Raw genomic sequence first — 13,223 nt, forward strand, 5'->3', positions numbered from 1 at the left:
GGCCGTGACGTCCTTCTGCACCCATGATCATGACACCGATAATCAGGCACGTTCGACATATGAGGCCAAACTCGCGGAACTCGCCGAACTGGTTTACCGCCGCTATTCCATGCCATTGCTGTCCTTCTGTCTCAAGCTCACGGACGGGGACCGGCCCTGGGCCGAGGACGACGTGCAGGAGACCATGCTGCGGGCGTGGCGCCATGCGGGCACGATCGCGGACGACACGTCCGATCTGATGCCGTGGCTGGCGACGGTGGCGCGCCGGATCGTCATGGACGACCGTCGTGCGCGCCGCGCCCGGCCGCAGGAGTGCAGCCCCGAACCGCTGGAGTACCTGCCGGCCGACGATCCATGGGAGCCCCTGCTCTGGAAGATGGCCGTGGCCGACGCACTGCCCTCGCTGACCGCGGCACATCGCGAAATCCTCGCCGAGACGGTGCTGCGCGATCGCGACCTCAAGCAGGCCGCCGAACTCCTGGGCATACCGGTCGGAACGGCGAAGTCCCGTACCCACTACGCGATCCGCGCCCTGCGCCAGGCCCTGGAGGAGCGCAGTGCAGGATAAGCACCCGAAATCTCGTTTCCGGTCGGTCGCGTCCAGAGCGCGGCACTGCGACCGGGTGGCCTTGGTGGGCGTTCGACGGAGAGGGTTGCCGGGCACATGAGGAACACCGATCCGCTCGACTTCATCCAGAACCATCGCGAGGCGATCCTGCGCTGGGGTGGCATCGCGGCCGCCGCCCTGGTGTTCTTCCTGATCGTCCGCTTCATCGCCATGCGATTCGGCGGCTGGAAAGCGGCCGGGCGTCGCTTGTGGCGGGAAGTCGCCCTGACGGCATACGCGTTCACCGCCCCGGGGCGGGCCTGGCTGCGGTACCGGCGTTCGCTGCGGGCGCTCGCGGGGCGGTTGGGCGCGAGCGCGACCTGGCGGGACGCGGAACGTGCGCTGGTGGCGGCGAAGTTCGCCGCCGCTCCCGGTCAGCCGTACGCCGCCGTCGTCGGCGACACCACGGTGACGGTGTTGTGCGCCGCCGCCGACATGCCGCCGCCTCGGGGTCTTTGGCAGGCGGTCCCGGACGACCCTTGGGCCTGGACGGCCACCAGGGCGGAGTTGCCCTCAGCGGAAACCCCGCCCAGCAATTCGCCCTGCGCGGCAACAACATCTACGCGAAGGCGTCCAACATGTGTGTCGACCTGTGGGACTTCAACACCCGCGACGGCGCGGCGATCCGCCTCCACCCCTGCCACTACGGCACGAATCAGGTGTGGACACGCGGCTGAGACCGAGCGATCGCCGACCGTACCCGTCACCCGCCACGCGACGCGGTCGATCGCGCCGCGGGTGACGGGTACGCCCGCGGCGCGTGCGCGTGATCGACGCCGCGGTCGCGCCCCACCTGCCGATCGACGGTGTGCGCCGGCGCACACCCGCGCAACGCCGCGCGGGCATCCTTCGGGAAGGGCGGTGCGCCTGCGCCTGATGGCACGGGTGTCAACTCTCGGCCGCGGGACAGGCTGGGATCATGTCCGGTGTTTCTTGGGGTCGACGCATATCCGGTGTGCCCGCGGTGGTCGGGGCCGAGCTTCGCGGGATCGGGCGGTCGACCGCCCGAGCCTGGCGGGGACCGGGGCGCGAGCGGGATCTGGTCCGACAGTCGGCCAAGGCCGCGCTCGCGGCGGTGCTGAGTTGGGCCGTGGCCGGGTGGTGGCTGCGGGCCCCGATGGCCATCATGGCGCCCTGGGTGGCGATCGTACTCGTGCAGGCCACGGTGTACCGGTCGGTGGCCCAGGCCCTCCAGGTCCTGGTGTCGATGGCGTTCGGGACGCTGATCGCCGCCGTCGGTTGGGCGGCATGCGGCAGCACCATCGGGGCGATGGTGGCGGTGCTGCCGATCACGATGCTGCTGGGCAACTGGCGGCGATTCGGCGATCAGGGCATGTACAGCTCGACCAGCGCGCTGTTCGTGCTCTCCTACGGCCCGGTCACCGGCGCCACGATCGGCCACCGGCTCGGCGAGGCGCTGCTCGGCGCGACGATCGGGCTCGCGGTGAACTTCCTGGTGTGGCCCCCGGTACACCTGCGGGACAGCCGCCGTGCCGCACTCGACGTCGCGGACGAGATCGCCGAGATCCTGGCCGCGTCGGCCGCCGGTCTGCGCGTGGAGTGGGACGCGGCGGCGGCGGACGAGCGGTATCGCCGGGCACTGCGGGTCTCCCGCCGGTGGGAGGATCTGCGGGCGGCCACCGAACACGCGCGCGAGAGCGTGCGGATGAATCCGCGCAGGCACCACCACGGCCCGGTGCCCGAGATCGAACACGGCTTCCTGCCCACGCTGGAGAACCTGGTCGCCCGCACGATCGCGATCACCAGGACGATTCGCGAGACCGCGCGGGAGGACGGCGTGGACCTGACGCCGGACGGAAGGACGTTGGCGCCCTATGCCGACTTCCTGGATGCCCTGGCCCGCGCGGTGCGCGAGTACGGCGGGGCCGTGGCCGCGACGGGAACGTCGGTGCCACCGGACTCGGCAGGCTCACCGGACACCCGACTGCGCCGCGCCGGACGCGAGTTGTCCCGAGCCGTCGAGATCCACACCGTCCTGACCGAGCGCCTGCCCGAGGCGGCCCGGTCGGGCCCGCTGACCACCGCACTGACGGGTTCCCTGCTCGCCGAGGCGGGCCGACTGCTGGAGGACCTCGACGCGGGCTCGGATACCGGCCGACATCCGGTCGTCGATTGAGCGGGCCCGTCGCGGACGGCTTGTCGGCAAGCCCTCATCGATCGCCGCGGTGCCCGGCACACCCGCGTGGGTAGGAGTTCGACGAGACCGGCCCGCGCGAGCGGCCCGGAACCCGGCCATGCCCGGCATGGCGATCGGGCGGCCTGCCACCGCGCCGCCGCCCGTGCCCGACGCACGCCCCGACCGGCGGGCGTGCGTACCGCGTTTCAGCCCCGGCTGTGCATCATCGACATCAGCAGCCCGTGGGTTTCGGCGTCGGCGGCCACAACCAGTCCGCGACCCGCCTCGCCGATCGGGGCGCCGTCGATCCCGGTGACCACACAACCGGCCGCCCGGCACACCGCGATCCCGGCGGCGAAGTGCACACTCCCCGACAGGTCGCCGCCGTCGGTGACGTATGCGGCGCGCTTGCCGGCCGCGACCCAGGCCACCGCCAGCGTCGAGGACACCACCCGCGGCCGGAACCGCTCGACGAACCCGGGATGGGCCACCAGGTCCACGGCTCGAAAGCCCGGCGCGTTCGGGAACGGCGGATCCAGGTTGACATCCACCAACCGCGAGGCGGACGAGGGCACCAACCGCGTGTCCACGCCCTCGCGTCGCACCCACGCGCTCGCGCCGTCGGTGTGGAAGACCTCGCCGCCGAACGGGTCGGCCACCGCAGCCGCGCCCTCGCGCAGCACCACGTTGACGGCGACCACCATGGTGCCGACGGCGTAGTTCAACGTCCCGCACAGGGGGTCCACCAGCCACCGGCGCGCGGTCTCGGCTGCGCCCCGTTGCCCGCCCTCCTCACCGAGCACCGCGTCGTCGGGTCGCGCCGCGCCGATCACGCCGAGAATCGTCTTCTCCGCCTCGACATCGGCGGCGGTGGCGAAGTCCCCTCCGCCCTTGTCGATACGGGCCAGTCGCCGCCCGTACATGTCACGCACCACGTCCGCGCCGGCGCTCGCCGCGGCTATCGCAACTTCGGCATCGGACTGGCCTGCAGATGAGTTGATCATGCTCCGCACCCTACCGGCGGCCCTCGGTCGCACCCGGTGACACGACATGCCCCGAAACGCGAGGATCGTTCACCCCCACGCGCCGACGACCACCACCCCGCTGCCCCGGGACGACCGGCACCACCCAACCGCATTCCGCCGCATGGCGGTTCCGGCCACACTCCGACTCGATCACCTCCGAGCCGGGCCGAAACGGTGGATCGGGCCCCGGACCGGACCCCGCGCGGCCTCCGCTTCCGCATACCGATGGCAGGGTAGGACCCGAACACCCCGCGGTCGGGCACGGCCCCGGACCGACACCGACCCGGACAAGGACCCACCGATGCCCACCACCCGACACGAGGAACTGCGCGCTGCGGTCACCGCCGCCCGCCGGGCACTCGCCGAACACCCCGACGCCGCGACCTCACCGGCCCTGGCCGACCTGATCGCCGCCGCCGAACCCTTCGCCAACTTCGCTCCCGCCGTCCCACCCCCCAAACGACGTGCGAGCGCAGATCCGGGGCTGCGTTCGGAACGGTCGGGCACCGACGACGACACCGGCTCCGACGACGCGGACGCGGCGATCCAGGACGCGGTCGACGACGAATCTCGCGGTCCGGCTCCCCACCCGCAAGGGGCGCAGCCGGGCGGCGACGGTCCGCCCGAGGTCCACGCCGCCGTCGCCCGCCCACAACCGTCCATGCCATAGCGCCCGCCCGGCGGCCACAGCCGCTCCTCGACGGGCCGCCCGTGTCGTCGGCAATCCGCCACGAACCCGGGATCCGACGCCCGGCACCCGGAGCACGCAGGCGCCTCCTCCCCCTCGGTTGGGAGGAGACGCCCATCACACGCAATCCCACGGAGCCCCGACGGGGGAGGAACCACGCGTGTCCCATCCCTGCCCCGCCGACGACGCCCCGCACGCGCCCGACCGGGTGAACCACGCCGGCCGCCACACCGCCCTGACCGAAGGGTGCGGAACAGTCGAACGGGTGACGCTTGAGGCGCCCGTCGGGGGGCAGGTGTGCGGGCACGACGGTGTCGGCTCCGACAGGATCGCCGGCGCCGCACCAGCGGGCTCGTCACGACCGCGCGGAGGAGTCGTGACCGCTCGCCGGCTCGGATCGCGCACACCTGGGCCGTCCGGCCGAGGACTCCGTTTCCCGGCGGTCCGTGCGCCGATGTCGAGCCGAAGTACCGTCCGCCCGCGTGTCCCTTGAGGAGGGTCATGTTTCGACTACGTCGTTCCCTCGTCCGGTGGCGCGTGCCACGACGGACCGGTGCTTCCGGGCGGGCCCGGAAGGCGGTACGCACCACGCTCGCCGACTGGGGCTGGGACGAGGATCGGGTCGCGCCGGCCGTCCTGGTCCTGTCCGAACTGTTGACCAACGCGCAGCTGTACACCGACGGGGATGTGGCCCTGGCCCTGCGTCGGACCCGGCGCGGGGCACGGTTGTCCGTCACCGACACCGATCCCCGGATGCCGACCCGGCGCGACACCGGCCCCGACCACGAGGGCGGTTTCGGGCTGCACATCCTCGACACGATCACCACCGACTGGGGCGTCCGGACCCACCGGGGCGGAAAGACCGTCTGGGCCGACATCGACGCCTCCACCGCCGCCGCTTCGCCCCGCCCGAGGCGGCAGAGCGCCCGAGCGAGGACCTCCTTGCTCCGGGCGTCGCTCGTGTCGCGGTGGCGCGAAGGGCCGCTCGCGACCCGTCGTCGAGTCCGGGCGGGTCTACCGGTGGTGGAGGTGTGGCGACGGGCCGGGGCAATCGGTTCGACCGCGCGCGCCGTCGTGTCCACCCTGGTGGGGCGCCCACACCGACGGGGGTCGGGCCTGATGCTCGTGCACCTGATGGCCACGGCCCGACCCGCGGCCTGAGCGAGCGGCCCCACTCGGTCCGGTCAGCCGAACCCCGGGCGGACGGCGCCGTGCCATTGCAGGAGCAGGATGGTGGCGTCGTCCTGGAGCCGGTCGCGGTGGTATTCGCGGATCGCCCGGATCAGTCGGCGCAGGGTCTCGGGCGCGGGGAGGCCATCGGCTATGTGCCGGATCACGAAGTCCACGAACCGGTCGAGTCCGAAGACCTCGCCTTCCGGGTTGCGGGCCTCGGTGACGCCGTCGGTGTAGAGCAGGAGCCAGTCGCCGGGTTCGAGCTGCTCCTCGTACAGCTCGACGGGCAGGCCCATGGCCGTGCCCATCGGGTGCGCCGGCGGGCGTTGCAAAGTGGCGACCCACTGGCCGTTGCGAACCAGGACCGGCGGATGGTGGCCGCGGTTGACCCAGGTCAACATGCCGCTGAGCAGGTCGAGCCGACCGATGATCGCGGTGGCGTAGCGACTGCGGCCGAACTGTTCCAGGAGGGCGGTCTCGATCGCCTCGCTCGTCTCCACCAGGCCCACTCCGTGGCGGCGGCTGCTGCGGCAGCCGGCCAGGGCGAGGGCGACGGTGAGACCGGCGGAGGTGTCGTGGCCCATCGCGTCGAACACGGCCAGGTGCGCGGTGTCGCCGTCGACCGCGTACTCGTACGCGTCGCCGCCCATCTCGTACGCGGGCTCCAGGGCCGCGCTGACGGTGGCCTGCTCGCCGGCGAAGGAGCCGGGCGGCATCAGGGTCCACTGCATCTCGGCGGCGAGCCCCATCGGGCGGGTGCGTACCAGACGCTCGTAGGAGTCGCTGTACGCCCGCTTGCTCACCAAGAGCAGACCCACCAGGAGAGCGAGGTCGAGCGCCCGCTCCAGGACGGCGTCGTCCACCTCGTCCGTCTCCAGACCCAGCACGCCCAGCCGTTCGGCCCCGTCCGTCAACGGAAGCCACAGCCGCCTCGTCCGCGTCTCCCCGGGCGCACCCTGCTCCGCGCCCGCCGGGGCCTCCACGGGCTCGGCGCTCTGGAAGGCCCGGCCGGCCAGGGTGGCGTCCACCCGCAGGTCCGCCTCGGGCGCATCGGGGGCTTGGTCCGTCCCCGCCTCGTCCGCGCCGCGGCCGGGAATCAGGCGCAGCAGCTGCTGCTGCACGTCCACGAGGTAGATCAGCGGACGCGACAGCCCCAAAGGTCGGGCGTGCGCGGCGATCAGCCTCGGGAGATCCTCTATGACGGCATGACGAGTGGCCCGGAGCAGCCCGCCCGCCGTGGCCACATCGTTGGGAAGGGGCTTCACCGGCGTCCTGTCCTGATTCGGGGCCCGATTGCCGGCTGTCGAACACGACATCGCTCGGCTGCTGCCGGTCGGGCAGCATCCGAAAGTAACAGAGCCGGCCCCGGACCGCCCGCAACACCGGCCTCCGACGGCCCTCGCACCCAGCGCAGTTCCCGCCGGCACCCACCCGAACCACCCGCAAGCGCCTGTGTGTGCACCGATGGAGGTGAGTGCGCTCCGGCCGCGGAATCGGGCCGGTTTTCTCGATCCTTCATCGGGCAGACGCACCGTACGGGGCAGTGCCCGGCGGCCGCCGCCGCCGGCAGACAGGTCGGAGGTAGCACCGATGTTCAAGGCCATAGCGGATGTCCTGCGGTCCGTGGGCGGTGCCATCGCCACGGTGGTGACCCTCCCCTTCCGGGCCGTCGCCCGACTCTTCGGCGGCGCATCGGACAGCGCCCACGGCCGCCACTGACCCGCCCGCCCCGCCTCCGCCCTCCGCAGGGCGGAGGCGGGTCCGCGGACCACGAACGGGTCCGCGTTCCGGGTATGGGTGCCCGGGACCGGGTAGTCGCCGCGCATGGCGCGACGACAACAATTGATCAACGCGGATCCCGCACGGGTGTGGGACGTACTCGCGGATGCCGAACGCTACGCCGAGTGGGTCGTGGGCACCCGAAGCATCGAGCGAGCCGACGAGGCATGGCCCCGCCAGGGGGCCCGCCTGGAGTACACGATCGGTTTCGGGCCGATCACGTTCCGGGACGAATGCGTCGTTCGGCTCTGTGTCCCGGGCAGCCGCCTGGAACTGGAGGCGGTGGCATCGCCGCTGGGAACGGCTCGCATCGGCATCGAACTGCTCCCGTGGGACACCGACACCCTGGTCCTGGTCGACGAACATCCGCTGCGCGGGCCGGCCGCCCGTCTCCACGGGCCGCCGGGCGAGGTCCTTCTGCACCTGCGCAACCGAAGGATGCTGCACAACCTCGCCCGGGTCGCCGAGGAATCCCCGGGAGAGGAAGCCGCGGAATCCGAGCGCGCGAGTCGACGCTCGACACCGGCCGCGGACTCGAAGGAGACCGATGACCGACGACGCTGACGCCGTGGTCGTCGGGGCCGGTCCGAATGGACTCGTGGCCGCCAACATCCTCGCGGACCAGGGGTGGCGGGTCGAGGTACTGGAGGCCCGGGAGGCGCCCGGCGGCGCGGTGCGCAGCGACCGCGGGGTGCATCCGGACTTCGTGAACGACCTGTTCAGCTCCTTCCATCCGCTCGCCGCGGCCTCGCCGGCGATCGCGGCACTGAACCTGCACGAGTTCGGACTCCGGTGGTCCCGTGCCCCGTCGGTGCTCGCACACCCGCTCGCGGACGGCCGGTGTGCGACGCTGCGTCGCGGCGTCGATGCCACGGCCGCGGGGCTGGCGGCGGATTTCGGCGCCGACGACGCGAGCGGGTGGCGCCGGTTGTCGGCGCTGTGGGAACGGTTGGACCCGCATGTGGTGGGCTCGCTGCTCTCCCCCTTCCCGCCGATTCGATCGGGCGCCGCCCTCGCCATGCGACTGGGCATGGCGGACGCGCTGCGCTTCGCGCGGATGATGGCGCTGCCCGTGCGTAGGTTGGGCGAGGAGGAGTTCTCCGACGTCGGCGCCACGATGTTGTTGGCGGGCTGTGCCCTGCACGCGGACCTGTTGCCGGACGCGGCGCCGAGCGCGGCATTCGGCTGGCTCCTGGCCATGCTCGGCCAGCAGTACGGCTGGCCCGCCCCGATGGGTGGCGCCGGCGCGCTGACCGACGCGCTCGTCCTACGCCTCATCTCCAAGGGCGGCATCGTGCGCTGCGGCTCGCGGGTGACGTCGGTCGTCGTACGGGGCGGCACGGCACTGGGCGTACGCACCGCGGACGGCGAGGCGGTCCGGGCCCGCAGAGCGGTACTGGCCGACGTGCCCGCGCCGACGCTGTACGGCGGCCTCGTCTCCTGGGACGACCTGCCGACCCGGTTGCGCGAGGACCTGCGCCGGTTCGCCTGGGACCTGGGGACGTTCAAGGTCGACTGGGCCCTGAACGGGCCGATCCCATGGACCGCGCCCGAGGCGGCCGAGGCCGGGACCGTGCATGTCGCCGCCGACCTCGCCGAACTCTCCGACTACGCGGTGCAGGTCGGCTCGGGCAGACTGCCCGCCCACGCGTTCCTGCTCCTGGGGCAGATGACCACGACGGACCCCACACGTTCCCCCGCCGGAACGGAATCCGCTTGGGCGTACACGCACGTGCCCCGGCACGTCACCGAGGATCTCGGCGGCACCCTCACCGGACGCTGGGACTCCGCCGAGGCGGAGGCCTACGCCGACCGCGTGGAAGCGCGCGTCGAATCCTTCGCCCCGGGGTTTCGCTCACGGATCACCGCGCGCCGGATCCTGTCCCCGCTCGCTCTGGAGGCGGCGAACGAGAACCTGGTCGGCGGCGCCCTCAACGGCGGAACCGCCGCGCTTCACCAGCAGTTGATCTTCCGCCCCGTCCCCGGCCTCGGCCGTGCGGAGACGCCGGTCCGCCGGCTCTATCTGGCCTCCGCCTCCGCTCACCCCGGCGGCGGTGTGCACGGGGCCTGCGGCGCGAATGCCGCCCGCGCCGCCCTGCGCACCGACCGTCTCGCGCTCACCCGCACCATCCGCCGCCGCCCGGCCACGCGCCACGGCTCCCCCGCACAGGAGCGTTGAGCCGACCGAGGCCGCACCGAAACGACCGCCCAACGAAACGGGTTCACCTTCGTCTCGATCCGCGCGGACTTGCTCCGGTGCGGCCTCGGCGCGGGCGCGGCGATCGCGCGGGCAGGCGGGTCGGGCCGTGCTGCTCGCGCGTGAGCCGCCGGGCGGTCAGCCGCCGATGGCGTCGGCCTGCCGGCGCAGGTCGTGGCCGAAGCCCGCGGGCGCCCGGCAGTTCAGGCGGGACGAGGTCAGCACCCGCAACGCCGCGGTGCGCAAGACTCGGCGGCCGGCCGCCTCGAGGGCTTCCACCAGGGCCCGGTCCTCGCCCACCGCCAGCGGCGCGAAGCCGCCGACCTCCAGGTACGCGCCGGCGGAACAGCCGAGGTTGGCGCCGTGCACGTGCGGCGAGCGGCCGCTCCAGGAGTCGTACCGCGTTGCGAACGCGGCGGCGCTGCCCGGTGGGTGGCCGCTCCAGTCGATCACCCGAACCGTCCCGGCCACCGCGTCCCAGCCCCGGGCGGCCCAGGAGACCTGTCGGGTCAGCCAGTTCGGGGGCACCCGGCTGTCCGCGTCGGTGCTCACCAGCCACAAATCCTCGGGGTCGCCGCGATCCTCCGCCAACACGGCGGCGAATCCCGCCGCCCGGGCCGCACCCGCGGCGCCCGCGCGTGATTCGACCACCCGGGCGCCGAAGGCGTGCGCGATCTCGGTGGTGCGGTCGCGACAACGATCGGCGGTGACCACGACGGTCGTGGCCACCCCCCGGGCCGCCAGGCGTGCCCGGGCCACGTCCAACGCGGCCAGGCAGCCCGGCAGTTCGGCCTCCTCGTCGCGCGCCGGTACGACCACCGCCACCGCACGCACCGGTCGGCTCTCCCGGCGGGGGCTCAACGCAGCCCCTCACGGGCCGCGGGCGACAGCGCCGCGGCGGGCGCGTCCGCCCGGACGAGTACGTCCAACAGGAAGTCGGGCTCGCGGTGTTCGACGACCCGGACCAGGCCGGGCAGCGCGCACACGGCGGCGTGCACCCGCTCGGCGGGCAGTACGTGCTCGTCGGCGGGCGGTCGCCAGTGCACCGCGACCAGCGTGCCGCCGGGCGCGAGTGTGGCTCGGGCCCGGTGCAGCACGTCCGCGACGCCGTCCGGGTCGAAGTAGTAGAGGAACTCGGAGAGCACGACGAGGTCGAAGGGGACCGCGTCCGGTGCGTCGGCGGGAGTCGGCCACTGCTGCGGCAGGGTCCGCCGCTCGACGGTGACGCCGGGCACGCCCCGGGTTCGCTCCCGCGCCTGCTCCACCGCGACCGACGCCAGGTCGCAGGCCAGCAACCGGTCGCAGCGCGGGGCCAGCCCGGCGGTCAACACCCCCACCGAGCAGGCCGGTTCAAACGCGCTGCGGTAGCGCTCTTGGGGCAGGGCGGCCAGCGTGAGCGCGTACTTGCGCCGGTCGTAGGCGCGTTCGGCCAACTGCCAGGGGTCCGGGGAATGCGCGTACAGGTCCTCGAACCGGTGGTGCGGGGGCGGTATCGGTATGCGGCTCACCGGAACAGCACCTCGAAGGACCGTTCGAAGTGGGCGAGTTCCTCCGGCGGCAGGATCACCCGGTCGTCCAGTCCCGGGAGCAGCGGTGCGATCTGCGTCTCGAAACACCCGATCGCCCGCTGCTTGCGGCGTACACGTTCCGGGTTCAGATCGATGCGGACCGCCCGCTCCCACGGCACCCGTGGGTCGGCGGGCTCGGCCCAGTGCCACATCCACACGGGATACTCGACCAGCCGGACGCCGGACGCCGCGCACGCTCCGTCCGCGATCCGACCGGCCGCCTCGTGGTCGGCATGCAGGTCGCCGGACCACGGCGCGGCACACAGTGCGTACCCGGCCAGCAACTCGGCCAGGGCCGGGATCGTGGCCGCCTCGTGCTCGGCGACGGCGGTGTCGGGCAGACCCAGGCGCACGATCTCGGCGACCGGCCCGCCCGGCGACAACACGGCGAGGGCCCGCCTGCTCTCCTCGATCCGGCGGGCCACCAGGTCGGCCGGCGGGATCGGGCCGTTCGGATGCGAGGCGTCGCCGTCGGTGAGCACGACGACCCGGACCCGCTCGCCGGCGTCCAGGACGCTCGCCAGCAACCCGCCCGCGCCCAGGATCTCGTCGTCGGGATGGGCCGCGACCACCACGAGTCCGCCGACCACCCGGGGGGTGACCCGGGGCAGGCGGTCCAGTCCGCGCCACTGGGCCCACGCGGGCTCGGGCGTGCCGGGCGCCTGGATCGCGTTCTCGTGCTCCGGCGCCGCATCGGGGATGTGCTCGGTGATGGTCGCGGTGGTGGGCTCGGTCATGGGCTCGGTCGTCATCGGGTGGCCGCCTTCGTTCGTTCCGTCCCGGTTCCCCCGGTCTCGGTTCCCCCGGTCTCGGTTCGCCCGGGTCCGATTCGCTCGGCTCCGGTGCGCTCGGTCCCGACTCGCTCGGGTTCCGGCGGCGCGGCGGCGAGCGCGCCGAGCCGGGCCAGGTCGCGCTCCGCGTGGTGCTGCCGGATGTAGACGGTGAGGTCGGCGACCGCGCGGGCGTGCCCGGCGTCGTGGCACAGCGGTTCCGCACCCAGGGCGCGCCCGACGTGTTCCAGGACGTCGGCGCAGGTGCGCTCCACCAGCGCGCGTACCCGCAGCGCACGAATTTCGGCGGTGCCGGTCCGGTCCGCCGGATCCGCGTCGATCTCCGTCGCGGCGGTGCGCAGCGCCTGCGCCGCGGTGTGCAGGGCGAGGTCGACCGTGCCCAGGTGCGCCAGGCCGTGCGCGTCCAGGCGCCCGGCTCGGGCGGCGGCGGTCAGCGGGCGGGCCACCGCGCGGGCGCCGCCGAACCAGCAGGCCGCGACGCCGGCTCCGCCGTGGTGGAACCCGGGTCGGTCCAGGTAGGCGCCCACCGCGCCGAGCGGCCGACCCGGTACCGCGTCGAGTTCGACGTCGAGGGTCTGGCTGGCCGCCATGCCCACCGCCGGCCAGGAGTCGGGCCGGGGCCGGTAGCCGACGTGGTCGAGGTCGATCCGGAACAGCCGGGAGCCGTCCGCGGTGTCGGCGGTGACCAGGGCGTGCGTACACATCAGCGCGCCGGAGCAGTAGCGCCGGACGCCGTCGAGTATCCAGGTCCCGTCCCGCGGCGTTGCGGTCAGCCGACTGCCCGGCGGCTCGGCCGCCCAGACGCCCCAGCGCGACCCGGGCGGCGCGCTCGCGACGCCCGGGTCGATCTCGGCGATGATCGCGAGCGCGTCGGCGTGCCCTTCCGCCAGTCGGCCGAGCGCGAGATCCTGCTCGGCGAGCGCGGCCAGGGCCCGCCACCGCGCGCCGGTGGCACCGGCACCGGGTGGTGCGAGGTCCCGTCCGGGGCCGGTCGCGAACCGGGCGAACCGGCTCCCCACCAGTGCCGTGTGCCCGTCCGGGGCACCGTCGATCGCTCCTGCCCCCATGCGTGCCGCCGGTGCGTCGGGTGTCCCTTGGGTTCTCATTCACCTCGGCTACCCCTGGCCTCGCGGCCTCATGCCGGCCCGCCCCGTGGTTCCGGGAGGCCGGCGACGGTACCGATCGGCGCCGGCGGATTCCTGGCCGGAGGCTCCCCACCTGCACGTCCGGACACGGAACCGGACACGGACAGGTGCAA

Annotated in this window: 14 protein-coding genes; 8 read left to right on the forward strand and 6 right to left on the reverse strand. The window is 73.6% G+C overall.

Annotation, left to right across the window (positions count from 1 at the left end):
• Positions 1-4: 4 nt before the first annotated feature.
• From ACZOOI_RS32340 to ACZOOI_RS32350, 3 genes are all read left to right on the forward strand, one after another.
• Positions 5-568: a sigma-70 family RNA polymerase sigma factor gene (locus ACZOOI_RS32340; protein ID WP_465283107.1), complete on the forward strand. Its 564-nt coding sequence runs from the start codon at positions 5-7 to the stop codon at positions 566-568.
• Positions 569-1,086: 518 nt separating this feature from the next.
• Complete coding sequence (locus ACZOOI_RS32345) at positions 1,087-1,284, forward strand: RICIN domain-containing protein (protein ID WP_465283108.1); 198 nt, start codon at positions 1,087-1,089, stop codon at positions 1,282-1,284.
• A gap of 242 nt (positions 1,285-1,526) precedes the next feature.
• A complete protein-coding gene (locus tag ACZOOI_RS32350) occupies positions 1,527-2,744 on the forward strand; it encodes an FUSC family protein (RefSeq protein ID WP_465283109.1) in 1,218 nt (405 codons plus the stop codon).
• Between the two features lie 206 nt (positions 2,745-2,950).
• Here the strand turns inward: ACZOOI_RS32350 and ACZOOI_RS32355 are convergent, their stop codons facing one another.
• Complete coding sequence (locus tag ACZOOI_RS32355; RefSeq protein ID WP_465283110.1) at positions 2,951-3,748, reverse strand: inositol monophosphatase family protein; 798 nt, start codon at positions 3,746-3,748, stop codon at positions 2,951-2,953.
• Between the two features lie 322 nt (positions 3,749-4,070).
• On the opposite strand from ACZOOI_RS32355, the gene ACZOOI_RS32360 reads away from it, so the two are divergent.
• Entirely contained in the window at positions 4,071-4,439 is a 369-nt protein-coding gene (locus tag ACZOOI_RS32360) for a hypothetical protein (protein ID WP_465283111.1), read from the forward strand.
• A gap of 555 nt (positions 4,440-4,994) precedes the next feature.
• Positions 4,995-5,618 (forward strand): ATP-binding protein, encoded by a 624-nt coding sequence (locus tag ACZOOI_RS32365; RefSeq protein ID WP_465283112.1) that lies wholly within the window; start codon positions 4,995-4,997, stop codon positions 5,616-5,618.
• A gap of 23 nt (positions 5,619-5,641) precedes the next feature.
• Here ACZOOI_RS32365 and ACZOOI_RS32370 read toward each other — a convergent pair whose 3' ends face one another.
• Complete coding sequence (locus tag ACZOOI_RS32370) at positions 5,642-6,895, reverse strand: PP2C family protein-serine/threonine phosphatase (protein WP_465283113.1); 1,254 nt, start codon at positions 6,893-6,895, stop codon at positions 5,642-5,644.
• 325 nt (positions 6,896-7,220) lie between these two features.
• On the opposite strand from ACZOOI_RS32370, the gene ACZOOI_RS32375 reads away from it, so the two are divergent.
• The 3 genes from ACZOOI_RS32375 to ACZOOI_RS32385 all read left to right on the forward strand — a co-directional run bounded on the left by ACZOOI_RS32375 (position 7,221) and on the right by ACZOOI_RS32385 (position 9,588).
• Entirely contained in the window at positions 7,221-7,349 is a 129-nt protein-coding gene (locus tag ACZOOI_RS32375; protein WP_391583283.1) for an LPFR motif small protein, read from the forward strand.
• A 105-nt stretch (positions 7,350-7,454) separates the two neighbouring features.
• Positions 7,455-7,973, forward strand: a complete 519-nt coding sequence (locus tag ACZOOI_RS32380; protein WP_465283114.1) for an SRPBCC family protein — start codon at positions 7,455-7,457, stop codon at positions 7,971-7,973.
• Positions 7,957-9,588 carry a phytoene desaturase family protein gene (locus ACZOOI_RS32385; protein ID WP_465283115.1) on the forward strand — a complete coding sequence of 544 codons (1,632 nt, stop codon included), beginning with the start codon at positions 7,957-7,959 and terminating at the stop codon, positions 9,586-9,588. The genes ACZOOI_RS32380 and ACZOOI_RS32385 overlap by 17 nt, the downstream gene beginning before the upstream one ends.
• Positions 9,589-9,744: 156 nt before the next feature.
• Here ACZOOI_RS32385 and ACZOOI_RS32390 read toward each other — a convergent pair whose 3' ends face one another.
• Genes ACZOOI_RS32390 through ACZOOI_RS32405 form a run of 4 tightly spaced genes read right to left on the reverse strand, consistent with a single transcriptional unit; the run spans position 9,745 to position 13,032 of the window.
• Positions 9,745-10,467, reverse strand: a complete 723-nt coding sequence (locus tag ACZOOI_RS32390) for a glycosyltransferase family 2 protein (RefSeq protein WP_465283116.1) — start codon at positions 10,465-10,467, stop codon at positions 9,745-9,747.
• Positions 10,464-11,114 (reverse strand): methyltransferase, encoded by a 651-nt coding sequence (locus ACZOOI_RS32395; RefSeq protein WP_465283117.1) that lies wholly within the window; start codon positions 11,112-11,114, stop codon positions 10,464-10,466. The genes ACZOOI_RS32390 and ACZOOI_RS32395 overlap by 4 nt, the downstream gene beginning before the upstream one ends.
• Positions 11,111-11,926, reverse strand: coding sequence for a PIG-L deacetylase family protein (locus ACZOOI_RS32400; protein WP_465283118.1), 816 nt, complete (start codon positions 11,924-11,926; stop codon positions 11,111-11,113). The genes ACZOOI_RS32395 and ACZOOI_RS32400 overlap by 4 nt, the downstream gene beginning before the upstream one ends.
• The gene (locus ACZOOI_RS32405) at positions 11,923-13,032 is read right to left on the reverse strand and encodes an acyl-CoA dehydrogenase family protein (RefSeq protein WP_465283119.1); all 1,110 of its coding nucleotides are present in this window, start codon (positions 13,030-13,032) and stop codon (positions 11,923-11,925) included. The genes ACZOOI_RS32400 and ACZOOI_RS32405 overlap by 4 nt, the downstream gene beginning before the upstream one ends.
• Positions 13,033-13,223 lie beyond the last annotated feature (191 nt).

This window comes from Embleya sp. L77, from assembly GCF_055557415.1.

Coding starts and splice junctions, on each gene's coding strand:
- ACZOOI_RS32350 (WP_465283109.1), top strand. CDS start 1,527: ATGTCCGGTGTTTCTTGGGGTCGACGCATATCCGGTGTGCCCGCGGTG.
- ACZOOI_RS32355 (WP_465283110.1), bottom strand. CDS start 3,748: ATGATCAACTCATCTGCAGGCCAGTCCGATGCCGAAGTTGCGATAGCC.
- ACZOOI_RS32360 (WP_465283111.1), top strand. CDS start 4,071: ATGCCCACCACCCGACACGAGGAACTGCGCGCTGCGGTCACCGCCGCC.
- ACZOOI_RS32375 (WP_391583283.1), top strand. CDS start 7,221: ATGTTCAAGGCCATAGCGGATGTCCTGCGGTCCGTGGGCGGTGCCATC.
- ACZOOI_RS32380 (WP_465283114.1), top strand. CDS start 7,455: ATGGCGCGACGACAACAATTGATCAACGCGGATCCCGCACGGGTGTGG.
- ACZOOI_RS32385 (WP_465283115.1), top strand. CDS start 7,957: ATGACCGACGACGCTGACGCCGTGGTCGTCGGGGCCGGTCCGAATGGA.
- ACZOOI_RS32400 (WP_465283118.1), bottom strand. CDS start 11,926: ATGACGACCGAGCCCATGACCGAGCCCACCACCGCGACCATCACCGAG.
- ACZOOI_RS32405 (WP_465283119.1), bottom strand. CDS start 13,032: ATGGGGGCAGGAGCGATCGACGGTGCCCCGGACGGGCACACGGCACTG.